This window comes from Bradyrhizobium sp. dw_411, from assembly GCF_018449695.1.
Lineage (GTDB): Bacteria > Pseudomonadota > Alphaproteobacteria > Rhizobiales > Xanthobacteraceae > Bradyrhizobium.
Genome location: NZ_JAAVUY010000001.1, coordinates 358,371 through 381,243, shown reverse-complemented (window position 1 = coordinate 381,243; position 22,873 = coordinate 358,371). Strand labels below are relative to the sequence as shown.

Below are 22,873 nucleotides of genomic sequence, written 5' to 3'. Positions count from 1 at the left end.
GCCCGCGGAGTCCGTCAGCGCTTCACGCCATGGTCCAAGCGGTACTGTTTCAGCACCGCTTCCAGCGCATCGGTCGGACAAGGTTTCGGTAGTCTCGGCCGGTGCGCGAAGGCCGCCGGAAGCCTGACATCGGCGCCATATCCGGTAATGAAGACGAACGGAATCCGCAGCGCCTCGAGCCGCTCGGCGACCGCAAAACTCTTTTCACCGGTCAGGCCGACATCGAGCAGGGCGAAATGCGGCGCCCGCTCGGCGATCATTTCGAGCGCCCTGGCGACATTTCCCGCGGTGCGAACCTCCTGCACCCCAAGCCCGAGAATCCTGTCTTCGAAATCGAGCGCGATGATCGGATCGTCCTCGACGATCAGGACGTCCCTGGGCCACGCGCAAAGGCTGTCGGAAGAGGTCGTTTCCATCGTCTCACTGGCGTCATGCATCGAAATGGAACCCGGACCAAGGCGAGTTGGAACCCGGCCTGCCGTTGGCGCTTTAACACCTGCAGGTTCCCCATATGAAACCCATCATCGAGCTCTCGTCTGTGCACTTGTGCACATAACTCTCCGGTTAGATCAGTTATTGTCGAAGCCATTGGGAGCAGAGGGATATTTTAGATGGCCGCGCCAGCTGCAAAGGATTCGGACAATTCTGATCGGCCGTTCAACAACCTGTTGCGGCGGCTCAACCCCAGGGATTTCGGGCTGATCGCGGCGAATCTCGGGCCCGCAGAGGCGGTGGCAGGCGATCTGCTTTACAATCCCGGCGACGACGTCGAGATCGTCCATTTTCCCTGCGGGCCCAGCCTCGCGACCTATCTGGTTCCCAACGAAGACGGCCGCGACGTCGAGACCATTCTGGTCGGCCGCGAAGGCGCTGTCGGCGGTATCGTTAGCCTGGGCCATCTGCCGGCCTATACCCGCATCATGGTCAAGTTCGGCGGCCCGTTCGTGCGCCTGCATGTCGGGAAGCTGGACGCGGCGAAAACCGCTTCCCCCACCCTGCGCAATGTGTTCGCCCGCTATGCTGATTGCATGCTGGCCCAGATGTTCCAGTCGACCGCCTGCAACGCGATCCATTCGATCGAACAGCGCACCGCGAAATGGATCATCTCGGCGATGGAACGCACCGACGGCGACAACACCGTACCGTTGACCCATGAGCAGCTATCGACCCTGTTGGGGGTCGGCCGCAGCTACACCAGCCGGGTAATCCAGACTTTCAAGGCGGAAGGGGTGCTGGAAACCCGTCGCGGCTCGATCCTGGTTCGCAATCGCGAGGCGCTGCAAAAACGGGCCTGCCTCTGTAATGAATCTGTCAAAAACCACTTCGAGGAAGTGCTACGCGGCGTTTATCCCGCCGAAGGCGAACACAGCAACTGACCCCTAACCGGTTCCTTGTTGGTTTGGCGCCAAAATCAGCTAACCAAATCGTAAACAACGCATTGTTTTCCGGCAATTTCTGACTATATTGCGCCGCAACGAGTAGGGTGTGCCCGGTCCTTTGGCCGGGCTTCCTTTTTGGGCGCCTTGCGCCCTCTCGAACTCCAGGTTTCTGAGTGTGATCCGGAAAAGTGGGTCCCGGTTTTCCGGCGAGATCGCGCTCCAGCATTGTCCGAGCCAGAAGAAGAGCTATGAACCTTCGCAACATCGCCATCATCGCCCACGTCGACCACGGCAAGACCACGCTCGTCGACAAATTGCTGCAGCAATCCGGCACCTACCGCGACAACCAGCGTCAGGTCGAGCGTGCCATGGACTCCAACGATCTGGAGCGCGAGCGCGGCATCACCATTCTCGCCAAATGCACTTCGGTGCATTGGGAAGACACCCAGATCAACATCGTCGATACCCCCGGCCACGCCGATTTCGGCGGTGAGGTCGAGCGCATCCTGTCGATGGTCGACGGCGTCATCGTTCTCGTGGACGCCGCTGAAGGTCCGATGCCGCAGACCAAATTCGTGGTCGGCAAGGCGCTGAAGCTCGGCCTGAAGCCGATCGTCGCGATCAACAAGGTCGATCGCCCGGACGCCCGCGTCACCGAAGTCGTCAACGAAGTGTTCGACCTGTTCGCAGCACTCGACGCGACCGACGATCAACTCGACTTTCCGATTCTGTACGGGTCGGGCAAGAACGGCTGGATGGGAACGACGCCGGATGCGTCGCACGATGTCGGCATGAAGCCGCTATTCGATCTCGTCATCAAGCATGTGGCGCCGCCTGTGGTCGAGGAAGGCCCGTTCCGCCTGCTCGGCACCATTCTGGAGGCCAACCCCTATCTCGGCCGCATCATCACGGGGCGTATCGCGTCCGGTTCGGTCAAGCCGAACCAGTCGGTGAAGGTGCTGTCGCGCGACGGCAAGCTGGTCGAAACCGGCCGCATTACCAAGATCCTCGCTTTCCGTGGCCTTGAGCGCCAGCCGGTCGAATTGGCCGAAGCCGGCGACATCGTCGCGATCGCGGGCCTGCCCAAGGGCACCGTGGCAGATACCTTCTGCGATCCGAGCGTCGACACTCCGATCCAGGCCCAGCCGATCGATCCGCCGACGGTGTCGATGTCGTTCATCGTCAACAACTCGCCGCTGGCGGGTACCGAAGGCGACAAGGTTACGAGCCGCCTGATCCGCGATCGCCTGCTGCGCGAAGCCGAAGGCAATGTCGCGCTGCGCGTGGTCGAGGCCGCCGACAGGGATTCGATGGAGGTGTCGGGCCGCGGCGAATTGCAGCTCGCGATCCTGATCGAGACCATGCGCCGCGAAGGCTTTGAGCTGAGCGTATCGCGTCCGCGCGTCGTGCTGACCAAGGACGAGAACGGCCAGATGCTGGAGCCGGTCGAGGAAGTCGTCATCGACGTCGACGAGGAATTCTCCGGCGTGGTTGTGCAGAAGATGAGCGAACGCAAGGCCGAGATGATCGAGATGCGCCCGTCCGGCGGCAATCGCCTGCGGCTGGTGTTCTACGCGCCGACCCGCGGCCTGATCGGCTATCAGGGCGAGTTGATGACCGACACCAAGGGCACGGCGATCATGAACCGCCTGTTCCACGATTACCTGCCCTACAAGGGCGACATCCAGGGCCGCCGCAACGGCGTCTTGATCTCCAACGATCAGGGCGAGGCCGTGGCCTATGCGATGTTCAAGCTGGAAGATCGCGGCCCGATGATGATCGAGCCGGGCTGGAAGGTCTACAAGGGCATGATCGTCGGCGAGCACACCCGCGACAACGACCTTGAGATCAACATCCTCAAGGGCAAGCAGCTCACCAACATCCGCACCACCTCGAAGGATGAAGCGGTGCGGCTGACGCCGCCGATCCGCATGACCCTCGAAAAGGCACTGGCCTACATCGAGGACGACGAGCTGGTCGAGATCACGCCAAAGTCGATCCGCCTGCGCAAGCGCCACCTCGACGCCAACGAGCGCAAGCGCGCGGAAAAGTCCAAGGAAGCGGTAGCGTAAGCAGAAGCTGTCATGCCCCGCGAAAGCGGGGCATCCAGTAATCGCCGCGACCAGAAGTAAACCGAGACGGCGCGGCGTACTGGATCATCCGCTTACGCGGATGATGACACCGCCACCCGGGTTGGCTTCAGGCCCACACCCGAACGTGCTAGAGCCAAGGCATGTCCCTTCCCTCCACAGTCGATGTCGCGATCATCGGCGCCGGCGCCGCCGGCCTCGGCGCTGCGCATGCGCTGAAGCGCTCCGGCCTCACTACCCTCGTGCTGGAAGCCCGCGACCGCGTCGGTGGCCGCGGCCACACCATCATGGCCGCGCCCAACATCACCTTCGACCTCGGCTGCGGCTGGCTGCATTCTGCCGACAAGAATTCGTTCGTCGGGATCGCCACAGAATTGAATTTCGAGGTCGACAAGACGTTGCCGCCCTGGCGCGAGCGCGCCTATGGCAAGGCCTTTCCACAACAGGACCGCGACGAGTTCATCCGCGCCATCGATGAATTCTACGAGCGCGCCGAAGAAGCCGCCAAAAGCGGCCGCGACGGGCCCGCCAACGCTTGCCTTGAGCCCGGCAATCGCTGGAACCCGATGCTCGATGCGATTTCGACCTACATCAACGGCTGCGAACTCGACCAGGTCTCGATCCTCGACATGGACAACTATGAGGACACCAACCTCAATTGGCGAGTCCGACACGGCTATGGCGCGCTGATGGCGGCCTATGGCGCGTCCTGCGAGATCGCAGTGAATACGCAGGTCACGCTGATCGATCACTCCGGCCAGCAGGTGCGGATCGAGACTTCAAGGGGCACGCTCACGGCCAATAAAGTCATCATCACCGTGCCGACCAATCTGATCGCTGTTGAAGCCATTCGTTTCCACCCCGCACTGCCCGCCAAGGTGGACGCCGCGCGCGGCCTGCCGCTGGGTCTCGCCGACAAGGTGATGCTGGCGCTCGATGACCCCGATGCACTGCCGGCGGACGGCAATCTACGCGGCGCCACCATGCGTACCGCGATGGGCACCTATCATCTGCGCCCGTTCGGCCAGCCCTGCATCGAAGGCTTTTTCGGCGGCAGGTTCGCCCAGGAATTGGAAGACGCAGGCCAAGGCGCACTGGCGGCACAGTCGATCGACGAGATCGCCGCCCTGCTCGGCAATGATTTTCGTCGCAAGCTAAAACCGCTGTCGGAATCGCGCTGGTCCCACGACCCCTTCGCCCGCGGCTCCTATTCGCACGCCCTACCCGGCCACGCCGGCAACCGTGCAATCCTCGCCGCGCCGGTCGATGGGCGGTTGTTCTTTGCCGGCGAGGCTACGTCGCCTAACTTTTTCTCGACGGCGCATGGGGCGCGGGACAGTGGCAAGAGGGCGGCGGGGGAAGTTTTTCCCGGCGGAACCAGCCGATCCTGACTCCGTCATTCCGGGGCACGCACCTTCGCTTGAACCCGGAATCTCGAGATTCCGGGCCTGGTCCTTCGGACCATCCCGGAATGACAACCAAGTCCTACTCTAACACCCTCGCCCGAAACTCGGCATCCGGCACAAAGCATTCCTCATACTTCCCGAAAATCCGGTAGCGATTGCGCGCGACGAGATTGTAGATCGCATCGCGCAGCGGCTTCGGAAATGCGAACAGCACGCGCACCCAATTCCATCCCGGCAGATTCGACAGCACCGTCAACGCCGCGTCGGATTTGAAATATGCGACGCCGCCATGGATCACGGCATTGGTGTCGGGATCCTCAGGGTTGATACCGAAAGCCTGCGCCAGCTTCGTGCCAAAGCCGGACTGGATCGCGGTGAAGCGAAAGCACCTGTTGATGTCGCGCGCGGCGATGAAGCGGATCCAGCGCGAACAGAACACGCATACGCCGTCGTAGAGAATCACGTCGTCGGGCCACGGCTTCATCATGGTCACCTGTTATCCAGGATCAGCAGTGCCACCAGCATCAACACGATCGCCGGGCCGGTCTTGACCAGTGCGCCGAGCGGCTCGATCCACAGATCGGGCGTGAGGATCGCGGCTCCCAGCGTGTAACCGAGCGATGCGACGATACCCGCGATCAATCCGGCCGCGCAGGTCCGGCGGAAGGTGATCAGGCCGCCGATCGTCATGTCCATCAGGCTGGTGAGAATCGTGACCGGCCCGACCAAGGACGGCGGAAAAGCGTGCGAACTCAGGATCGCGGCCGCAGCGTCGTAGGAAACAAACAGCGCGATGAAACCCGAAACGATCCAAAATACCGACAGGCTCGCGATCACCAGCGCCTTGATCAGAAACAGGCGGGCAAACCATTTATCCTGAATGGTCGCGGAACGCTGCCCCACTGCCTGCAAAAGCGTCTTTGGCACGATACCGGTTGCGGCCATCCATGCCGACGGATCGCCGCTGACCCCGCGCCGCAATTCGGCGATCGCCGTAGAGCGCATCGGCGACATCCAGCCGAGCCAGCTCGTGATGTCACCAAACCTGGCACCCACATCGAGCATGAAGGCGGGCAGCGTCATGCGCGGGAAATGCGTCGTGCCGAACGACCGGCGAAATTGCTCGACCACGCCGCCAAGCGTGACGGGCTGCGGCTGCATCAGATCCCAGACCACGGCGTTCGCGGTCTTATCCCCGATATCGCGGCCGGCAAGCCATGCGATAGCAGCGGATATGTCTTCGACCATCACCGGCTGGAACGGCCTCGCGGATTCGGCCGCAGGTAGCTGCAACGGCAGCGCGGCCAGCGCGCGCAGCATGGCGCTGCCGCCATAGGCTGACGGCGCGAGGACGAAACCCGGCCGCAGGATCGCGTAAGCCACGCCGGACGCGACGATCAGGCGTTCGGCTTCGCGCTTGGTTTGGCTGAACGCAGTATGATCGTCGGCGACGTCGCCTGGAATGGAAATGTGAATCAGCCGGATCGCGCAGCCAGAGGCGCTGACCGCCTGAAGCAACCGCGCGACGAAATCGCGATGCACGGCGCCGACATCGTGGCCCGGGGCGTCCTGCAAGACGCCAAGACAGTTGACCACGACATCGATGCCGTAATCGGCCATCAGCCGTGCCAGCGCATTCCAATCCATCGACAACAGCGGCAGTTCCAGATCGAACGCGCTTGCCTGCTGCGAGGACGAGAATCGCCGGGCAACTCCGATCACCTCAAAACCACGCACGCGCAGATCGTCGTTAACGAACCGCCCGATCAGGCCGGATGCGCCGAGCACGAGAATCTTGCGGGATTTGTCTTCATTCATTCAGGCGCTCTTTGACCGGACATGATGTTGAAATCCTAGAATTGCGGCCTCGCGATCATCAGCCACAGGATAATCATGACCGAGCCGAAGCCGGGAATCCCGAACAGGAACCAGCGGCGAAACAGCGAGAAATAACGCCGCGGCAGCGGTTGATTCCGCAACGCGGCCACCTGTGCCAGGTTACGCATCTCAATTTGCATGAAAATCACCGGTACCCAGAACAGTCCCGCGACCGCATAGAGCCCGAGTGAGGTGACAAGCCAGTGCTCGGCCAACGTCGTCGCCGACAGCAGCATCAAGAGCCCGCCGCTGACCGGCTGCAGGACAACCGCGGTCAACGTGAACAGCATATCCGCAATCACCACCGTGGTCGCGGTACGCGCAATAAATGCCGGATCGCCGCTGCGGTGGGCCATCATCATGAAAAATGCGATGCCCGTGCCGGTGCCAAGAATGACGATCGCGCCAACTACGTGCAGATATTTGACGATGAAATACAGCGTCATCGCTTTTTGACCGTGGCCGCAATCGGCGCCGGCACCTTCAGCGCGCGATCCAGTTCCGGCCCTGCGATTTTGATGCCGGTCTCGGTTTCCGGCAGCCAATGGCCCTCGCCGCCGGCTGCGGCCACGATTCGAAAGTCCACCTTGCCGCCACCGGCGCGGAACGCATCAGCCAGTTTCCGCGACAGGTCCGGCGAAAAATAGCTGTCATTGGCCGCCACCAGCCACGTCACAGGGATGTGCGCGGCCTTGCCGAATTCGGCCGCGGCGGCCAACAGCGTATGCGGCGCGCAGACCTGATTGGGGAAGTCGTTGGCGTGACCGCCACGGCCGGGCGCAAACGCAATGATCGCGGCGACGCCGGGAATCTCGGCGCCCGCGAGCGCCAGCGCGCCCCATCCGCCGGCTGAATGTCCGACAATGATAGCGCCGTCCTGCCGGATAAAGGATTGCCCGCGCAGATAATTCAGCGCCGCCGATATCTCGCTGGCAGTGGCGTGCCCGGAGCGGGAATAGTCCGCCTCGTCGCAGCCGCCCTGATCTTCGAGATATTTGCCGCCGGTCGCGCCATGGCCCGGGCGTTCCGGCACCAGCACGGCAAAGCCGCGCGCGACCAGCCACGCCGCCAGCGCGCGGTATTCGGGCTGCGGCATTTGCGCGCGACGCAACACGTTCTGCACCGAGGCATGTGCAATCACCGCGAGCCGGAACGGCCCGTCGCCCGGCGGGCGAAACAGCACCGCGTGGGCCGCTATATCTGGATCTGGCGACGGCACCAGCCATTGCTGCTCGCGATTGGGTTCACCTTCCGCGCCTTGCGCGCCGAAGCCAGACTGCGCCGCCGCGATCTGGGTCCCGAGGGCGGCCAGCATCAGCAGAGCGAAAAGTGCCTTGAACGATTGCATGAATGGGCCTGGCGCAAGGGTCGGACGGGATTCGGCTGCGGCAGCAGAATACGCACGGCGAATCAAATCCAGCATTTTTCCGGGACCGCACCCCGCAAAAACCCGGGCTCCGGGCCGTCATGCCCTGTCGGGCATCAGCCAACTGCCGTTTTAGGCGGCCGCCTGTCCTCTTTCGGTACAGTCAGACCGTCATACTGATGCAGAAAATCCACAGGTTAACCGATAATTAACGATGGACCTTGAAGCGGACGCGCTGACTTGCTTTGATCAGATCCATGAGCACAACCCTGATCGAGGTTCGGCCGGCCAAAGCTGCGGATGCAGCCGCGGTGGCGTCCACCCATGACGAAGCCTGGCGCTCGGCCTATCAGGGCATCATTCCTGGTGCCGAGCTGGAGAAGCTGATCAACCGTCGCGGCCCGCAATGGTGGGACAGCGCGATCCGCAAAGGCAGCCGCGTCAGCGTGCTGGTGTTCGGCGACAAGGTCGCAGGCTACGCCAATTACGGCCGCAACCGCGCCCGCAGCCTGCACTTCGAAGGCGAGATCTACGAGCTTTACCTGCGGCCGGAATTTCAGGGCCTCGGCTTCGGCCGCCGGCTGTTCGCCGCCGCCAAGCGTGACCTGCTGCAAAGCGGCCTGAAGAGCATGGTGGTATGGGCGCTCTCCGATAACGATCTCGCGACTGAATTCTACCGCGCGCTGGGCGGCCGCATGGTGGCGCGCTCGTCGGAGAAGTTCGGGCCGAAGTCGCTCGACAAGGTCGCCTTCGCCTGGACCAACTGAGCCTTCAAATTGACCGGTTCTTGAACGACGGCAAGAGCGGTTCTGACGCCCTGCGTCAGGTTCAATCCGGTACGTAATTCCCCTCACCCCAAAGCCTCGCGGAGTCATCCATGCGCATTGACGCCATCCCGATCGGGATCAATCCGCCGCACGACGTCAACGTCATCGTCGAAGTACCGGTTGGTGGCGAGCCGATCAAATACGAGATGGACAAGGAGGCCGGCACGCTGGTTGTCGACCGGTTCCTCTATACAGCGATGCGCTATCCCGGAAATTACGGCTTCATTCCGCACACGCTGTCGAACGACGGCGATCCCTGCGATGTGCTGGTCGCCAACACCCGCGCGATCGTTCCCGGTGCGGTGATGAGCGTGCGGCCGGTCGGCGTGCTGTTGATGGAAGACGAGGCCGGCGGCGACGAAAAGATCATCGCGGTGCCTTCCTCCAAGCTGACCCAGCGCTATGACAAGGTGAAAAACTACAGCGACCTGCCGGATATCACGCTGCAGCAGATCCAGCACTTTTTCGAGCACTACAAGGATCTCGAGCCAAAGAAATGGGTCAAGATCCTGCGCTGGTGCGACGCCGACGAAGCGCGCAGGCTGATCCTGGAAGGGATCGAACGCGCAAAGGGGAAGTGACGCGGTTTTACACCGCTGGCTTCCGCAATCCGTGAATCGCACAGGCCGCGCGTAGCGTGTTGACCAAGAGGCACGCCACGGTCATTTGGCCGACTCCGCCCGGCACCGGCGTGATGGCGCCTGCAACCTGCGAGACTTCGGCAAAGGCGACATCGCCGACCAGGCGGGTTTTGCCGTCTACGTCCGGCAGCCGGTTGATGCCGACATCGATCACGGTGGCGCCTGGCTTGATCCAGTCGCCACGCACCATTTCGGGCTTGCCGACGGCGGCGTAGACCAGATCGGCGCGGGCGCATAATTGCGCGAGGTCGCGCGAGCGCGAATGCGCGATCGTCACCGTCACGTTTTCATTCAGCAGCAATTGCACCAGCGGACGGCCGACCAGATTGGAACGGCCGATCACGATCGCATTCATGCCTTCCAGCGTGGCATGCACGCTCTTGGTCAGGATGATGCAGCCGAGCGGCGTGCAGGGCGACAATGCGGCCAGTCCGCCCGCAAGACGCCCGGCATTGTTCGGGTGCAGCCCGTCGACATCCTTGGCCGGATCGATCGCGTTGATAATGGTTTCGGTGTCGAGCGATTTCGGCAGCGGCAATTGCACCAGAATGCCGTGCACGGAGGGATCGCGGTTGAGCTGCGCGATCAGCGTCAGCAGATCGTTTTGCGCGACGTCCGCGGGCAACACATGCTCGAACGACGCCATGCCGGCCGCCTGTGTCTGCTTGTGCTTGCTGCGGACATAGACCTGGCTCGCGGGATCGCTGCCGACCAACACCACCGCAAGGCCGGGCGTGATCCCGTGATCCCGCTGCACGCGCGCGACCTCGTCGGCGACGCGGGCGCGAAGATCGGCGGCAATGATTTTTCCATCGATGATCTGGGCTGTCATCTCAATCCTTCTTCAACGCGGTCAGTTCGCGCAGCATCGCGCCAAGCTTTGCGGGATCGCCATCGACGGCAACCTGCTTGAGGCGCGAGGTCGTGCCGGACAGAATCCGCACACTGGCCTTGGTGACGCCGAGCGCTTTTGCGACCAGCTCCGTCACCGCACGGTTGGCTTCGCCGCCATCGGCGATGGCGCGGACGCGGACCTTGACCACGCTGCGGCCGTTGGCGAGCGTTTCAATACCGTCGATATCGTCGCGGCCGCCCCGCGGGGTGACCCGCAACGCGACGCTGATACCCTGGGTGGAATAGCGCCAAGGGTCAGCCATACATCGTCCGCGATCAGAATACGGCGGGATAAATGTAGTACTGGATCACCCGCTGCAGGAACATGATTATCAGAATCAGGATGATCGGCGAGATATCGAGGCCGCCCAGATTCGGCATGATCGAGCGTATTGGCGCCAGCAGCGGCTCGGTGATCCGGTAGAGGAATTCGGCCACTGCCGACACGAACTGGTTGCGCGTGTTCACGACATTGAAGGCGATCAGCCAGGACAGGATGGCCGAGGCGATCAATAGCCAGACATAGAGATCCAGAACGATGAGAACGATGTCGAGAACGGCACGCATGGCAGGCTTACTCGCGGGGTTCGGTCGTGGATTCGACTTCCTGCTAAATATCGGTTCCCCCCCTCCCAAACAAGGGAACTTCCCGGTAAATGGCCCGGAAAATCAGCAATTTCGCCGTTCTTGACTTGGCCTTGGCGCGGATTGTAAATGGCGCCGATTGCTGGCCGCCCGCTTCCCATTTAGGCGGCCACGATGGGGCCATAGCTCAGCTGGGAGAGCGCGTCGTTCGCAATGACGAGGTCGGCGGTTCGATCCCGCCTGGCTCCACCAGCCTTCGCAGGCTGCGCCTGCTTCGGCTCGGCAAGCCCAGACGCAGCGAAGGCTGCCGCGTCGTAGCCCGCAGGGCGAAGACGGGCTGTATCTGACAGCTCACCCGCCCCGCGACCGCTTCCCCCGCACCAAATACGCCTGTGTCTCCGGACGCTCGTTCAGCCAGCCGGCCCAGCGCTTGAACACCCTGCTCATGCGCTCGGGCTCGACCCCGAGCTGAACCATCGCCACGCCGCCATTGACCGATTCGCGGTACTCCGCGATCAGGCCATCCCTCACGACAAACCGGCTGATGCCGTCGATCACGACATGGCGGCCGGCGAATTGTGGGATTTTCGACGTGAAGTTCGACAGCGACCACGCATAGCCTTTTTCGCCGTCGAACACCGGATCGAACATTTCCCACCGATAGTCGGCGGCATCGCGATGAAACAAATCTTGCATCATATGCGCGATGTCGGCACGGCCGCGATGGGCGCCGTAGATGTAATCGTCATAGACGGCGTCCTCGGTGAAATGCCGGGCGAAGCGCGCGCCGTCGCCGGATTCGGCCGATCGCGTCAATTCATCCAGCAGCGCTGCGAATTCATCGCTGGTCATGTTCCGCTCCCATGCGCCATCGCGGGCTTGTTGGCCCGACGCTATATCATATTGGCGGTTTTGAAGCGGTCCCTGGAACGCGATATGAGAAGCGCGCTATTCCGCGGCTTCCGACATCACTGACACCGGCATCCGGGCCAGCCACCCATCGAGGACGTGATTGAGCCAAGCGCGCTCAATCACGTCGTGCACGGCGCGGTCGGCGAAATGCTGGTGACGCGGGCAGGCGCCCGGCATTTCGAGGCGCGCATCGCCGCGCGTCGTCCAGCGATGCATCATCGCGTAGGTCACGTCGGGATGGAACTGGAAGCCGAACGAATGGCCCGATCGAAATGCCTGCACCGGGAAGTCGCATCCCTCTGCCAATAATTCAGTGCCGCGCGGCAGGTCGAATCCTTCGCGGTGCCAATGATAGACATGTTCGGGCCAATGCCGGCACAGATCGAGCCCTGCAGCCGTGGGACGGATCGGATAATATCCCATCTCCGCGCGTCCCTGCGGATGCGGCGCAACCCGGGCTCCGAGTTGCATCGCGAGCATCTGCGCGCCCAGGCAAATTCCCATAAACGGCCGTTGCTCCCGCAGCGGCACTTCGATCCAGTCGATCTCGCGGCGAACGAATTCATCCGGATCGTTGGCGCTCATCGGCCCGCCAAAAATCACCGCGCCGGCATGATCATCCAGCGTTTCGGGAAGCGCATCACCAAACCGGGGGCGCCGGATATCCAGGGGGTGCCCGAGCGCCCGCAACGCATTGCCTACGCGGCCCGGCGTCGAGGTTTCCTGATGAAGAATGATCAGAACCGGCAGAAGAGGCTCAATGTCGGCTGAAGGCGCCACGGCCGGAGATAGTCTGCCCGGCAGACGGTGCACGGTTCCGGTATTGGCCTCGATCAACTGAAACAGCATCGACTTTTCTTTGCGCATCAAGCCGGAATCATAGCTAAGCAATCGTTAATTTCGTGTGAGCGCAGGTCTGTTGAGTTCACGGCCGTGAATAAGCAAATCACGGGCCAGAACCGGCCCCGACAGGCCGGTCAGCGTTTGCGCAGCTGAAAACGGGCGACCGCCGCCAGGATGAAGCCACGGGGAAACAGCCGCAGCAGAACCGGCACGATTTTGATGCCGACACCGGGCAATACGGCCCGCTTGTTGGCCATCAACCCCTGGTATCCGGCCAGCGCGACATTCGCCGCCGAGACATTGAGGACTGCGGAATCGAATCCGGGAGCGAACCCCGCCCGGTTTTGAAATTCCGACGGCACCGGCCCGGGACACAGCGCGGTGACGCGTACGCCACGCGGACCGAGCTCGCCGCGCAGCGCTTCGGTGAACGACAGAACATAGGCCTTGGAGGCGTAATACACAGCCATGCCGGGTCCCGGCAGGAAGCCGGCGATGGATCCCAGATTGAGGATACCGCCGCGATTACGAATCAACTGATCGGCAAACCGCAGCGACAGATCGGTCAACGCGCGAATGTTGACCGCAATCATGCCCAGCTGCTCCCCACGGTTCAGTTCGGCCGCGGTGCCAAACAAGCCGAATCCGGCATTATTGACGACAAACTCGACCTCCACCCCGGCCGCGGAAAGCGCGGCGGCGACCTGGTCGCAGGCGTCAGGCTGTTCGAGATCGCAGGGAATCACCATCGGGAGCGCGCCGCCGCAGGCGCCGATTTCGGCGGCTAGCGCCGTCAGGCGATCCGCACGTCGCGCCACCAGCACGAGGCGATGGCCCTTGGAAGCGAAAACCCGAGCCAGTTCGGCACCTATTCCAGCCGAGGCCCCGGTAATCAGCGTCACACGCTCAGTCACGATCGATGCTCGTAAATAAATGGCAGGCTATGCCCAGGAAGGCAGCATACGCCTTAAGCGGGATGCAAGCCGCCTGCAAGCATTTCGGTGCTATCAAATCCGGGATCGGGAGAATTAAACGAGAGGATTTGGGGGGATAAGCGCGTATTGCAGCGCGCGACGGGCGACGAAATTAAAGTTTCGTCATGTCCGGTATCGGAAGATCGAAACACGCTGCACCGGGACGTGCCGGATGGCCTGCCCACAACCTCAATTGCCGGCGGCCGGCGCAGATTGCGTCCCGGCGACACGATGCTTGAGATCAATCCGGTCCCGCGACGACACGCCGAGCAGATCGGCGGCACGCCACACCACATTGTCCTCGAACTCGCTGACCTGCCCGTCGGCGTAAACCAGCTCCCACATCATTTCGACAATGCGCAGGCGGCCCGCCTCATCCACCGAACGCATGATGACGCTGGTGAAATGATAGAGATCGACCGCCTCGCCCTCGACCAGGGTTGCGGAGGCGATCAGTTGATCGGCAGTTCCCGGATCAAGTCCGAAGCGGCTTTCGATCAGGCTGTGAAGTTTCCGCTTCTCGACTTCGGATGGTTCGCCATCGAGCGAGATGACGTGCACCAGCAACGCGGTCGCTGCCAGACGATAGCCGGTGTCGTCGAACGACCGGCCCTCGTGTCCGCCGGGAGAAATAACGTCGGCAATGAATTGGCGTAATCCGTCCAGCATTACTTCCTACCGATATCGCGTGGGATAAACCGTGTGACGTCGCTTGGCTGCCGCATCGTGGCGATAGCCAATATATGGGCTGGAAATTCCCGGCGCGCAATCCGCGCAAGTTCCCAAACCGCATTACGAATAGGCAATCTAACAGGGGATTCGTTCAGGGGATTTCGTAAACCACGATCTTGTCGGCAATGCCCCGCAGCGCCGCGTGTTTTTGAATGGGCGCAATCGCCTTCTTGTCCAGCAGCGCGGCCACGGCAGGGGCGTCAATCACCGGACCGGTGATGTGAATCGACTGCGAGGTCGCGAGGCCTTGAACCCGGGCGGCAATGTTGACGGTCTGTCCGAAATAATCCTGCCGCTCATTGAGCATCACGGCGAGACACGGTCCTTCATGAATGCCGATCTTGACCACGAGATCATCGGTGCCACGCTGGGCATTAAGCGCATCCATCGCAGCCCGCATCCGCAACCCCGCAGCCAGCGCATGTTCAGGCCGCACGAAGGTCGCCATCACGGCATCGCCGATCGTCTTCACGACGGCACCTTTCTCGGATGCGATGATTTCCAGCAAGGCGTGAAAATGCGCGCGGACCAGATCGAAGGCGGCGAGATCGCCGACCCGCTCATAGAGCGCAGTTGAGCCCTTGAGATCGGTGAACAGGAACGTCAGCGAGGTGATCTTGAGCCGCTGATCGATATTGAGGTTGTCGGCCTTGTAGACATCGCGAAACGTCTGGTTGGTCAGCATCCGCTTGGCGGTCAGCAACGGCTTGCGCTTGCGGATCAGATGATGGAGCGCATCGGCGGCGACAAAGACCGACGGCAGCACCCGCACGCCGGTCTGATTATCTAGCGACAGAAGCAACGGGCCGGGGCGCAATGTGATGGTTTCGACCGGCTCATGGGCCTTGGCATAGGTCAAGGATATTCGCTGAACTTCCTGGGTCGGCTCGCCCTGGACGTCGATAAACGTTGCGGCATGCGTCACCGGCTCGAACACGATGATGAATTCCGCCGGCAGTTGCAGCGACAGCTCCGCCTTCTCACCGGCGGGCAATTCACGCGTGTCCAGCGCCACCTCATCCGTCAACGCGTCGGCGGACTCCTGATCGAAATCGACGCCGGAGCTCCAGAACACCTGCTTGAAATATTCCCAGATCGGCAGCGAATTGGGATTGTGCGCCGCGATCTGCCGGATCCGGGGGCTGACGGTGAAGGCAACCTCGACCTGTTCGTCGACCGAGGCTTCGTAACCGGTGGCGCACAGCCCGCACTGATATTCATCATGGCGCAGCGATTTCAGCGTACTGTGGGCATCCAGAACGCCGCCGCAGCCAGGGCACAGCACGTTCCAGGATAGATCGAACATCCCGAGCCGCGACGCATGCAGAAAGCCGGAAATCACCCGCTCCTCGTCGAGGCCGGTGCGCCTGGAAAAATCCAGAAGATTGATCCGGTTAAGCTCGTGGTCCGCGCCGGTCTCGATCAGGCGCGCGATTGCGTCGGCCACGACCGGGTCGGCCGCCTGTTTCAATACTGAAAATTGCGCCTGAATATCGTTCATACCGGAGACTTAAATGAGATTGACGACACCTTCATGCAAGGGCGGGTCACGCGGCAAGCGGCTGAATCCATCCCGCAGGAAAGCTTCCGGTCAGCGGCGTGTAATCCGAAACATCGGCGAGCGATCGGGCTGCGTCGTCACCACACCGAGCGGCATGACCGGCTCCTTGTCGACAAGCTCGACCCGGAAAGCGGCGATCAGTTTGGCGAGCGCCAATGTGGCCTCCACCAGCGCAAAATGCGCCCCGATACAGACCCGTGCGCCGACGCCGAACGGCAGATAGGCGAAGCGATCCGGCGGCGGCATACCCGGCATAAAGCGCGAGGGCACAAACGCGTTCGGATTGTCCCAGAGTTTTTCGTGACGATGCAGAAGCCATGGCGCAATCAAAATCACGTCGTTCTTCTTGACCGGCCGGCCTGCGACCGTGTCGGCGGCATAGGCCGCGCGCGCGATCAGAAACGCCGGCGGATAGAGCCGCATGGTTTCATCGACCACCGCGCGGGTAAATTTCAGCCGGTCGAGATCGAGCGTGCCGTTCGCGGTCGCGCCCTGGACCTCCGCCGCCAGTTGGTCCTGGGTCGGGCCATCCAGCGCCAACAGATACAACGACCAGAACAGCGCCGTCGCGGTGGTCTCGTGGCCGGCCAGAATCATCGTCGCCACCTGATCGCCGAGCTGCGCGTCGCTGAAGGCCTCATTGGTCTCCGGATCGCGCGCGGCCTCCATCAGGTCGAACAGGTCGCGCGCCGGCGCGCCTTCGTTCTTGCCGGCGGCACGGCGTTCTTTCATCAAAGTGCCGATGAACTGCGTCCATCGCCTGCGGAAACGGGCGCGGGAAAAATCCTGTGGGCTCGGCCAGCCCAGCGGCAACAGCAGGTCGAGAAAATGCGGCCGCGCCAGCCGCGCGCCATATTCCATCACGAAGTCGCGCAAGGTCGCGCCGTGACGGCCCATCTCGAACGAGAACATTGTGCGCCCGGCGATCTCGAGCGTCATGCGCTGCAACGCTTCGCGCAGGTCGACCGGGCCGCCGCTCAGGGACTGCAATTTCGCGATCGTTTCATCGGTCGCCGCAATCATGTGCGGAATCATCGGCGCCACCGCGCGCGGCGTGAAAGCTGGCGCCAGCGTTCGGCGTTGGTGCTTCCAGGTACGGCCCTCGGCAATCAGCAGGCCTTCGCCGAGCACCGGACGCAGCACGCGGATGCCGGCCGGCGTTCGCGTGTAGTTCTCGTAATTGTCGACCAGCACATGCCGGATCGCATTCGGGTCGTTGATGATGAAACTGTTGCGCCCGAGAAAGCGACCCTGGATGACATCCTCCTCGTAGGCGGGCTGCCCCCAGGTCGCGATCATGCTTTCGCGCATCAACGCCATCCGCTTCAACGCGGTCAGGGTTTCGGAGGCGCGTGGAGGGCTTGGCGGCACCAGCGGCGTGACCGGAATATCCCAGGCTTCGGCTATGCTCACGGGCGTCCTCGCTAAAAGCTACGTGACGAGATCGGCGTCGCGTCATCCTATCAGCTCCGGAATCCCGGCGCCATGAAGGCACTCCTCGGCCAATACCATCCGGCGGAATATCTGCCGCGAACGGCCGGTTGTTGGCTGCGCGCTGTTTGCCGTATTTTTGCCTGGAGCTAACCACTGGACAGCCAAGGACTTTCACGGGCATCACTGCAAAAGGCAGGAATCAAGGACCGGCAACGGCCGGCCTCCATGGAGCGGGCGATGACGGAACAGCCAAGGCGCTCGATGCTGTCGGCCGATGGCGTCACCGCGCCGTTGCGGCATTCCGTGTTCCGGCGGATCTGGCTGGCGAGCCTGCTTTCCAATCTCGGTCTCCTGATCCAGGGCGTTGGGGCGGCCTGGGCCATGACCCAGATGACGTCGTCGGCCGACAAGGTCGCGCTGGTGCAGACCGCGCTGATGCTGCCGGTGATGCTGATCTCGATGCCGGCCGGTGCCATTGCCGACATGTATGACCGGCGCATCGTCGCGCTGATCTCGCTGGCGATCGCGCTGTCGGGCGCCACCGCGCTATCGGTGCTGGCGTGGCTGGGCCTGATCACGCCGCAGACCTTATTGGCGTTTTGCTTCGTCGTCGGCAGCGGCATGGCGCTGTTCGGTCCCGCCTGGCAATCCTCGGTCAGCGAACAGGTCCCGGCGGAGACGCTGCCGTCCGCGGTGGCGCTGAACGGCATCAGCTACAATATCGCGCGAAGTTTCGGCCCGGCGATCGGCGGCATCGTGGTCGCGACCGCCGGCGCGGTCGCGGCCTTCGCCGCCAATGCGGTGCTTTATATTCCGCTGCTGGTGGTGCTGTTTCTGTGGCGCCGCACCAACGAACCATCGCGATTGCCGCGCGAACGTCTCAACCGGGCGATCGTCTCCGGCGTGCGCTACATCGCCAACTCGCCCTCGATCCGCATTGTTCTTGCGCGCACCTTGGTGACCGGCGTTCTCGGCGGCTCGGTCTCGGCGCTGATGCCGCTGGTGGCGCGCGACCTGTTGCATGGCGGCGCGCAAACCTACGGCATCATGCTCGGCGCGTTCGGCATGGGTGCGGTGGTCGGTGCGCTTAACATCGCCGAGGTGCGCAAGCGCATGAGCGGCGAAGCCGCGATCCGCGCCTGCGCGCTGTCGATGGGCGGCGCGATCGTCGCCGTAGCGCTGAGCCGCGAGCCGGTGCTGACCGCCGCGGCGCTGGTGGTGGCGGGCGCGGCATGGATGCTTGCGGTCGCGCTGTTCAATATCGGTGTGCAGCTCTCGGCACCGCGCTGGGTCGCCGGCCGCTCGCTGGCGGCGTACCAGGCTTCGATCGCCGGCGGCATCGCGATCGGAAGCTGGGGCTGGGGACATCTGACCGATCAGGTCGGCGTCGAGACGGCACTGTTGGTTTCCGGCGCATTGATGTTTGCTTCCCCGGTGCTCGGCCTGTGGCTGCACATGCCGCCGGTCGGCGCGCGCAACGAAGACGCGGAAATGCTCGCCGACCCCGAAGTGCAATTGTCGCTGACCGCGCGGAGCGGACCGCTGGTTGTCGAGATCGAATATCGCGTGGCGCAGGAAAACGCGCGCGCCTTCCACAATGTGATGCAGGACGTGCAGCTCAGCCGCCAGCGCAGCGGCGCCTATGGCTGGTCGATCGCGCGCGACATCGCCGATCCGGAATTATGGACCGAGCGCTATCATTGCCCGACCTGGCTGGATTATCTGCGCCAGCGAAATCGCGCGACGCAATCCGAACGCGCGCTGCATCTGCAGGCGATCGCCTTTCACCTCGGCCCGGACCCGATCCGTATCCGCCGCATGCTGGAGCGGCCGTTCGGATCGGTGCGCTGGAAAGAAGAAAGCCCCGACATTGCCGCGAACGAGGTCTTGCCGATCGCTTCCGCCGCTGCGGGCAGCAGCGGTACGTAAAATAGCAGAGTCGTCATTCCGGGGCGATGCAAAGCATCGAACCTGGAATCTCGCGCTTATTACTTCTAGATTTCGGGTTCGCGCTACGCGCGCCCCGGAATGACGGGGATTTAGTTACTGCCCGTTGTCGGTCAGCACCTTGTCGCAGGCCCTGCTGAGCCGGGCGCGGTGTTGCTTGAGACAGCCCAGAACCGCCGAATCGCCCTCGTTCATCACAGCCCGGCAATGACGCGAGACATCCCGCGCACAGGCGTCATGCCCTTGCTGCGCCGACGCTGCGGAAAGCATCAGGACAAATGGAACAATAAAAAGAATTCGGGTCATATGATCACGCCTTGCCTCAATTATGCGGGGATCAGAGTCTGCCGCGCGATCGATGTCAATGCGCCCCAACTGCACCAATTCGCAGGGCCAGGAACCCGCGAGGCATAACGTCGCGGCTGATTACTGCGCCGCGACCTTGCTGGATTGCCGGGCCAGATCCCGGTCCATCACAGTCCTGCAGCCGGCGCTCAGATCAGACCGATGCTTCACCATGCAGGCGGTGATTTTCGCAATATTGGGGATTTCGGGACTGCACAGGCGAAACGCATCGCCGGTGCACATCTGCTGCGCCTCGGCGCTGAAGGCAAAACTTTGGGTCGAGCAGAGCCCGGACAGCGAGACGGCGAAAACCAGCACTAAACCGGCCTGGCGAAGTGTCCTGGTGTGAGATGCGGTCATGTTCGGCTCCAAGGGTATCGCCGGGTCGGCGGCGCGTTGTTGATGCCTGTTTGTGCCTCGACGGCGCGGCATCAACTGTGACCTCCATCACTCCATAAGCCGAATGTGACCTCGGTCACTCGACCAGATGGCCCTCCCGAGAGCCCGTTACGGGTGCTGCTAATTAGCGCGGCGGAACCAGGGCCGCGTTGGTGGGGCGTTAATAACTATTTTCCATAAATGACATGGCTCCAATTTTGTCGTGCGTATTTAAGGAAGCGTAACCATGCGTAATGCGGTCGGTCTGATGTTGGCGAGTGTCGTGGCGGCGGTCGTCATCGCCGGCGTGTGGTTCTGGACATCCCATCCGGGCCATGAGCTCGCGCCCCAGATCGTCGCGGCCGCGCAGACCCCACCTCCGCAGGTTCCGCCCGCCACCGCCAAAGCCAGCGCGTCCCGCGACATTGAAGTCACCGGCACGATCCCGGAAAAGCCGCCCGTTGCGCCGCAGCCGGTCAAGACCGTTTGCGCCAATCCGGACGCGCTTGGCCTCAGCCGCGTGGTCGAAATCGACACCACGGGCGGACCGGGCTTTGGTTTCGAGCATTTCAAGCAACTTGATTTTCTGGCCGACAAGGAAGTCGTGCTGACCTTCGACGACGGCCCGTGGCCGGGCAATACGCCCGCCGTGCTCAAGGCGCTCGCCGATGAATGCACCAAGGCGGTGTTCTTCTCGATCGGCAAGCACGCCACCTATCATCCGGAGATTCTGCGGCAAGTGGCCGCAGCCGGCCACACCGTCGGCGCGCACACCTGGTCGCACGCCAATCTGAACAGCAAGAAGATGACCGAGCAGGCGGCGAAGGACGAAATCGAAAAAGGCTACAGCGCCGTCAAGATGGCGCTGGGCACCGGACCGGCGCCGTTCTTCCGCTTCCCCGAATTGCAACACGGCCCGGCCGCGATGGCTTATCTCGGCACGCGCAACGTCGCGATGTTCTCCTGCGACGTCGATTCCTTTGACTTCAGAGCCAAGGATGCGACACAGATCATCAACACCGTGATGACCAAACTCGACAAGCTCGGCAAGGGCATCATCCTGATGCACGATTTCCAGAAGCACACTGCCGAAGCGATGCCCACACTGCTGCGCCGCCTCAAGGCCGGCGGCTACAAGGTCGTGTTGATGAAAGCCAAGACCACGTACCAGACGCTGCCGGAATATGACGAAGCGCTGGTCAAGGACATGAAGCTGCCGCCGACCAGCCTGCGGCCGGTGAACAGCGTGGTCCAGACGGTTTCGCAGTAGTAGAGCGGTCTCGGAAGTCGCGCAAACCGATTATTTTTTTGTGAGGGCCGGGGGTCGTAACCGTCCGTAGGACGGTGCCGCTTCCGCTCGCCCATGGCCCGGCCATCCACGTATTCTTGCTTCGACAGTCAGGAAACCGTCAGCGGTGTGAGGCTTTCGCGCTCGGCCCGTGGCTGCGAGTCCGTCGCCCCATTGGGGAGCGTCGAAAGTCCCCAATCGGGAAACGGATCGGCGAGCTTCGCGGCAGTTGAGGGCCCCGTCGCCGGCAAATCGATCAAGCACTCGTCCAGCATGGTCCGCAGCGCTGCGTCGTCGTGACCCGTTCCGATGAAGACCAACTCCTGCCGGCGATCGCCGCAAACGGCGTCCCACCGGCTTTCGAGGTACGCAAGGAAGTTTTCATCGCTCGGCCATGTTTCGCGGGGGACCGAAGCCCACCACAATCCGCTCGGCTCGCATCGCCGCTGAATCCCCGTGACCGAGAGCATTCCCGCCCAGTCGGGCCGCGTCGCCAGCCAGAAATGGCCTTTCACGCGCAGAATTCCCGGCCAAGGCCTGCCCAGGAAGTCAAGAAACTTCCCCGGATGGAAAGGCCGGCGCGCACGATAGACGAACGAGGCGATGCCATAGGCCTCCGTCTCCGGCACATGGGTCTCGAGCTGATCCAGCTCCCGGCGCCACAACGGGTGCAGCGCCGCCTTGGCCGGGTCATACAAACAGCGATCCAGAATTGCGCTCAGGGGCGCTCGTCCATAGTCCGTTTCGATCACCACGGCGTCCCCGTTCAGCGCGGCGACGATGGATCGCGCCTTGGCGCTCTCCGCCTCGCGCGCATCCGACACCTTGTTGAGGACGACGATGTCGGCGAATTCGATTTGCTCGACAAGAAGATCGACCAGCGTGCGCCGGTCGGCTTCATCCCTGCGCTCGCCATGGTCCGTCAGGAGATTTCGGCTTTGGAAATAATTGGCCAGACTTGTGGCGTCGACGACGGTCACAAGGGCGTCGAGGCGCGCGACGTCAGACAGGGAGAAACCCTCGGCGTCGCGAAAAGAGAAGGTCGCCGCGATCGGCATCGGCTCGCCGATGCCGGTGCTTTCGATCACGAGATAGTCGAAACGGTTTTCCGCGGCCAGCCGCCGGACCTCGGCAAGCAGGTCGTCCCGGAGCGTGCAGCAGATACAGCCATTCGTCATTTCGACCAGTTGTTCGGTCGAACGGGAAAGTCTCGCGTCGCCGTTGCGCACGAGGTCGGCGTCGATATTCACCTCGCTCATGTCATTGACGATGACAGCGACGCGCAGGCCTTCCCGATTGGTCAGGACGTAATTGAGAAGCGTCGTCTTGCCTGCGCCGAGGAAGCCCGTAAGAACGGTCACGGGCAACCTTTGGTCGGCAGTTTCGATCATGG

The 22,873-nt window shown here is 62.5% G+C and carries 24 protein-coding genes and 1 tRNA gene; 8 read left to right on the top strand and 17 right to left on the bottom strand.

What is annotated here, in order from left to right; genetic code table 11:
* Window positions 1-14 precede the first annotated feature (14 nt).
* Window positions 15-437: a response regulator gene (locus HB676_RS01775; RefSeq protein ID WP_249780006.1), complete on the bottom strand. Its 423-nt coding sequence runs from the start codon at window positions 435-437 to the stop codon at window positions 15-17.
* A 174-nt stretch (window positions 438-611) separates the two neighbouring features.
* On the opposite strand from HB676_RS01775, the gene HB676_RS01770 reads away from it, so the two are divergent.
* The 3 genes from HB676_RS01770 to HB676_RS01760 all read left to right on the top strand — a co-directional run bounded on the left by HB676_RS01770 (window position 612) and on the right by HB676_RS01760 (window position 4,860).
* Window positions 612-1,376, top strand: a complete 765-nt coding sequence (locus HB676_RS01770) for a helix-turn-helix domain-containing protein (RefSeq protein WP_213735919.1) — start codon at window positions 612-614, stop codon at window positions 1,374-1,376.
* A gap of 251 nt (window positions 1,377-1,627) precedes the next feature.
* Window positions 1,628-3,451: a translational GTPase TypA gene (gene typA, locus HB676_RS01765; protein ID WP_213735918.1), complete on the top strand. Its 1,824-nt coding sequence runs from the start codon at window positions 1,628-1,630 to the stop codon at window positions 3,449-3,451.
* A gap of 161 nt (window positions 3,452-3,612) precedes the next feature.
* Window positions 3,613-4,860, top strand: coding sequence for an NAD(P)/FAD-dependent oxidoreductase (locus HB676_RS01760; RefSeq protein ID WP_213735917.1), 1,248 nt, complete (start codon window positions 3,613-3,615; stop codon window positions 4,858-4,860).
* Between the two features lie 94 nt (window positions 4,861-4,954).
* Here HB676_RS01760 and HB676_RS01755 read toward each other — a convergent pair whose 3' ends face one another.
* Genes HB676_RS01755 through HB676_RS01740 form a run of 4 tightly spaced genes read right to left on the bottom strand, consistent with a single transcriptional unit; the run spans window position 4,955 to window position 8,101 of the window.
* Complete coding sequence (locus HB676_RS01755; protein ID WP_213736113.1) at window positions 4,955-5,359, bottom strand: thiol-disulfide oxidoreductase DCC family protein; 405 nt, start codon at window positions 5,357-5,359, stop codon at window positions 4,955-4,957.
* 5 nt (window positions 5,360-5,364) lie between these two features.
* Window positions 5,365-6,693 (bottom strand): SDR family oxidoreductase, encoded by a 1,329-nt coding sequence (locus tag HB676_RS01750; RefSeq protein ID WP_213735916.1) that lies wholly within the window; start codon window positions 6,691-6,693, stop codon window positions 5,365-5,367.
* A 35-nt stretch (window positions 6,694-6,728) separates the two neighbouring features.
* The gene (locus HB676_RS01745) at window positions 6,729-7,199 is read right to left on the bottom strand and encodes a DUF2269 domain-containing protein (RefSeq protein ID WP_213735915.1); all 471 of its coding nucleotides are present in this window, start codon (window positions 7,197-7,199) and stop codon (window positions 6,729-6,731) included.
* Window positions 7,196-8,101, bottom strand: a complete 906-nt coding sequence (locus HB676_RS01740) for an alpha/beta fold hydrolase (RefSeq protein ID WP_213735914.1) — start codon at window positions 8,099-8,101, stop codon at window positions 7,196-7,198. Before HB676_RS01740 ends, HB676_RS01745 begins: the two co-directional genes overlap by 4 nt.
* 275 nt (window positions 8,102-8,376) lie before the next feature.
* Between HB676_RS01740 and HB676_RS01735 the strand changes: the two genes are divergently transcribed.
* Window positions 8,377-8,886 carry a GNAT family N-acetyltransferase gene (locus tag HB676_RS01735; RefSeq protein ID WP_213735913.1) on the top strand — a complete coding sequence of 170 codons (510 nt, stop codon included), beginning with the start codon at window positions 8,377-8,379 and terminating at the stop codon, window positions 8,884-8,886.
* A 110-nt stretch (window positions 8,887-8,996) separates the two neighbouring features.
* Window positions 8,997-9,527, top strand: a complete 531-nt coding sequence (gene ppa / locus HB676_RS01730) for an inorganic diphosphatase (protein ID WP_213735912.1) — start codon at window positions 8,997-8,999, stop codon at window positions 9,525-9,527.
* A gap of 7 nt (window positions 9,528-9,534) precedes the next feature.
* Here the strand turns inward: ppa and folD are convergent, their stop codons facing one another.
* From folD to HB676_RS01715, 3 genes are read right to left on the bottom strand one after another with little or no spacing between them, the layout of a single operon-like run.
* Window positions 9,535-10,419 (bottom strand): bifunctional methylenetetrahydrofolate dehydrogenase/methenyltetrahydrofolate cyclohydrolase FolD, encoded by an 885-nt coding sequence (folD, locus tag HB676_RS01725; protein ID WP_213735911.1) that lies wholly within the window; start codon window positions 10,417-10,419, stop codon window positions 9,535-9,537.
* A gap of 1 nt (window position 10,420) precedes the next feature.
* Window positions 10,421-10,744 (bottom strand): DUF167 domain-containing protein, encoded by a 324-nt coding sequence (locus tag HB676_RS01720; protein WP_213735910.1) that lies wholly within the window; start codon window positions 10,742-10,744, stop codon window positions 10,421-10,423.
* Window positions 10,745-10,757: 13 nt separating this feature from the next.
* The gene (locus HB676_RS01715) at window positions 10,758-11,048 is read right to left on the bottom strand and encodes a YggT family protein (RefSeq protein ID WP_213735909.1); all 291 of its coding nucleotides are present in this window, start codon (window positions 11,046-11,048) and stop codon (window positions 10,758-10,760) included.
* A 194-nt stretch (window positions 11,049-11,242) separates the two neighbouring features.
* Between HB676_RS01715 and HB676_RS01710 the strand changes: the two genes are divergently transcribed.
* Window positions 11,243-11,318 (top strand) — tRNA-Ala (locus tag HB676_RS01710).
* Between the two features lie 99 nt (window positions 11,319-11,417).
* Here HB676_RS01710 and HB676_RS01705 read toward each other — a convergent pair.
* The 6 genes from HB676_RS01705 to HB676_RS01680 all read right to left on the bottom strand — a co-directional run bounded on the left by HB676_RS01705 (window position 11,418) and on the right by HB676_RS01680 (window position 17,501).
* Complete coding sequence (locus HB676_RS01705) at window positions 11,418-11,918, bottom strand: nuclear transport factor 2 family protein (protein WP_213735908.1); 501 nt, start codon at window positions 11,916-11,918, stop codon at window positions 11,418-11,420.
* A gap of 96 nt (window positions 11,919-12,014) precedes the next feature.
* On the bottom strand, window positions 12,015-12,845 hold the full coding sequence (locus tag HB676_RS01700; protein ID WP_249780005.1) for a glutamine amidotransferase: 831 nt from the start codon (window positions 12,843-12,845) through the stop codon (window positions 12,015-12,017).
* Between the two features lie 110 nt (window positions 12,846-12,955).
* The gene (locus HB676_RS01695; RefSeq protein ID WP_213735907.1) at window positions 12,956-13,735 is read right to left on the bottom strand and encodes an SDR family NAD(P)-dependent oxidoreductase; all 780 of its coding nucleotides are present in this window, start codon (window positions 13,733-13,735) and stop codon (window positions 12,956-12,958) included.
* Between the two features lie 249 nt (window positions 13,736-13,984).
* Complete coding sequence (locus HB676_RS01690) at window positions 13,985-14,464, bottom strand: TerB family tellurite resistance protein (RefSeq protein ID WP_213735906.1); 480 nt, start codon at window positions 14,462-14,464, stop codon at window positions 13,985-13,987.
* Between the two features lie 154 nt (window positions 14,465-14,618).
* Complete coding sequence (locus tag HB676_RS01685; protein WP_213735905.1) at window positions 14,619-16,028, bottom strand: adenylate/guanylate cyclase domain-containing protein; 1,410 nt, start codon at window positions 16,026-16,028, stop codon at window positions 14,619-14,621.
* A 90-nt stretch (window positions 16,029-16,118) separates the two neighbouring features.
* Window positions 16,119-17,501 carry a cytochrome P450 gene (locus HB676_RS01680; RefSeq protein WP_213735904.1) on the bottom strand — a complete coding sequence of 461 codons (1,383 nt, stop codon included), beginning with the start codon at window positions 17,499-17,501 and terminating at the stop codon, window positions 16,119-16,121.
* 258 nt (window positions 17,502-17,759) lie between these two features.
* Here HB676_RS01680 and HB676_RS01675 point away from each other — a divergent pair, with 258 nt between their 5' ends.
* On the top strand, window positions 17,760-19,451 hold the full coding sequence (locus HB676_RS01675; RefSeq protein WP_213735903.1) for an MFS transporter: 1,692 nt from the start codon (window positions 17,760-17,762) through the stop codon (window positions 19,449-19,451).
* A gap of 114 nt (window positions 19,452-19,565) precedes the next feature.
* Here the strand turns inward: HB676_RS01675 and HB676_RS01670 are convergent, their stop codons facing one another.
* A complete protein-coding gene (locus tag HB676_RS01670) occupies window positions 19,566-19,775 on the bottom strand; it encodes a cysteine rich repeat-containing protein (protein ID WP_213735902.1) in 210 nt (69 codons plus the stop codon).
* Window positions 19,776-19,895: 120 nt separating this feature from the next.
* The gene (locus HB676_RS01665) at window positions 19,896-20,174 is read right to left on the bottom strand and encodes a hypothetical protein (RefSeq protein WP_213735901.1); all 279 of its coding nucleotides are present in this window, start codon (window positions 20,172-20,174) and stop codon (window positions 19,896-19,898) included.
* Window positions 20,175-20,439: 265 nt separating this feature from the next.
* Between HB676_RS01665 and HB676_RS01660 the strand changes: the two genes are divergently transcribed.
* Window positions 20,440-21,462, top strand: coding sequence for a polysaccharide deacetylase family protein (locus HB676_RS01660; protein WP_213735900.1), 1,023 nt, complete (start codon window positions 20,440-20,442; stop codon window positions 21,460-21,462).
* Window positions 21,463-21,590: 128 nt separating this feature from the next.
* On the opposite strand, the gene HB676_RS01655 is transcribed toward HB676_RS01660, so the two are convergent.
* The gene (locus tag HB676_RS01655; RefSeq protein WP_213735899.1) at window positions 21,591-22,871 is read right to left on the bottom strand and encodes a GTP-binding protein; all 1,281 of its coding nucleotides are present in this window, start codon (window positions 22,869-22,871) and stop codon (window positions 21,591-21,593) included.
* Between the last annotated feature and the right edge of the window lie 2 nt (window positions 22,872-22,873).

Bases quoted from the DNA above. Each gene is read 5' to 3' on its own strand.
- HB676_RS01775 (WP_249780006.1), bottom strand. From the start codon at position 437: ATGCATGACGCCAGTGAGACGATGGAAACGACCTCTTCCGACAGCCTT.
- HB676_RS01760 (WP_213735917.1), top strand. From the start codon at position 3,613: ATGTCCCTTCCCTCCACAGTCGATGTCGCGATCATCGGCGCCGGCGCC.
- HB676_RS01735 (WP_213735913.1), top strand. From the start codon at position 8,377: ATGAGCACAACCCTGATCGAGGTTCGGCCGGCCAAAGCTGCGGATGCA.
- HB676_RS01745 (WP_213735915.1), bottom strand. From the start codon at position 7,199: ATGACGCTGTATTTCATCGTCAAATATCTGCACGTAGTTGGCGCGATC.
- ppa (WP_213735912.1), top strand. From the start codon at position 8,997: ATGCGCATTGACGCCATCCCGATCGGGATCAATCCGCCGCACGACGTC.
- HB676_RS01655 (WP_213735899.1), bottom strand. From the start codon at position 22,871: ATGATCGAAACTGCCGACCAAAGGTTGCCCGTGACCGTTCTTACGGGC.
- HB676_RS01690 (WP_213735906.1), bottom strand. From the start codon at position 14,464: ATGCTGGACGGATTACGCCAATTCATTGCCGACGTTATTTCTCCCGGC.
- HB676_RS01705 (WP_213735908.1), bottom strand. From the start codon at position 11,918: ATGACCAGCGATGAATTCGCAGCGCTGCTGGATGAATTGACGCGATCG.
- HB676_RS01715 (WP_213735909.1), bottom strand. From the start codon at position 11,048: ATGCGTGCCGTTCTCGACATCGTTCTCATCGTTCTGGATCTCTATGTC.
- HB676_RS01750 (WP_213735916.1), bottom strand. From the start codon at position 6,693: ATGAATGAAGACAAATCCCGCAAGATTCTCGTGCTCGGCGCATCCGGC.
- HB676_RS01770 (WP_213735919.1), top strand. From the start codon at position 612: ATGGCCGCGCCAGCTGCAAAGGATTCGGACAATTCTGATCGGCCGTTC.
- HB676_RS01670 (WP_213735902.1), bottom strand. From the start codon at position 19,775: ATGACCCGAATTCTTTTTATTGTTCCATTTGTCCTGATGCTTTCCGCA.
- HB676_RS01665 (WP_213735901.1), bottom strand. From the start codon at position 20,174: ATGACCGCATCTCACACCAGGACACTTCGCCAGGCCGGTTTAGTGCTG.
- HB676_RS01740 (WP_213735914.1), bottom strand. From the start codon at position 8,101: ATGCAATCGTTCAAGGCACTTTTCGCTCTGCTGATGCTGGCCGCCCTC.
- HB676_RS01685 (WP_213735905.1), bottom strand. From the start codon at position 16,028: ATGAACGATATTCAGGCGCAATTTTCAGTATTGAAACAGGCGGCCGAC.
- HB676_RS01700 (WP_249780005.1), bottom strand. From the start codon at position 12,845: ATGCGCAAAGAAAAGTCGATGCTGTTTCAGTTGATCGAGGCCAATACC.
- HB676_RS01755 (WP_213736113.1), bottom strand. From the start codon at position 5,359: ATGAAGCCGTGGCCCGACGACGTGATTCTCTACGACGGCGTATGCGTG.
- folD (WP_213735911.1), bottom strand. From the start codon at position 10,419: ATGACAGCCCAGATCATCGATGGAAAAATCATTGCCGCCGATCTTCGC.
- typA (WP_213735918.1), top strand. From the start codon at position 1,628: ATGAACCTTCGCAACATCGCCATCATCGCCCACGTCGACCACGGCAAG.
- HB676_RS01720 (WP_213735910.1), bottom strand. From the start codon at position 10,744: ATGGCTGACCCTTGGCGCTATTCCACCCAGGGTATCAGCGTCGCGTTG.
- HB676_RS01675 (WP_213735903.1), top strand. From the start codon at position 17,760: ATGACGGAACAGCCAAGGCGCTCGATGCTGTCGGCCGATGGCGTCACC.
- HB676_RS01660 (WP_213735900.1), top strand. From the start codon at position 20,440: ATGCGTAATGCGGTCGGTCTGATGTTGGCGAGTGTCGTGGCGGCGGTC.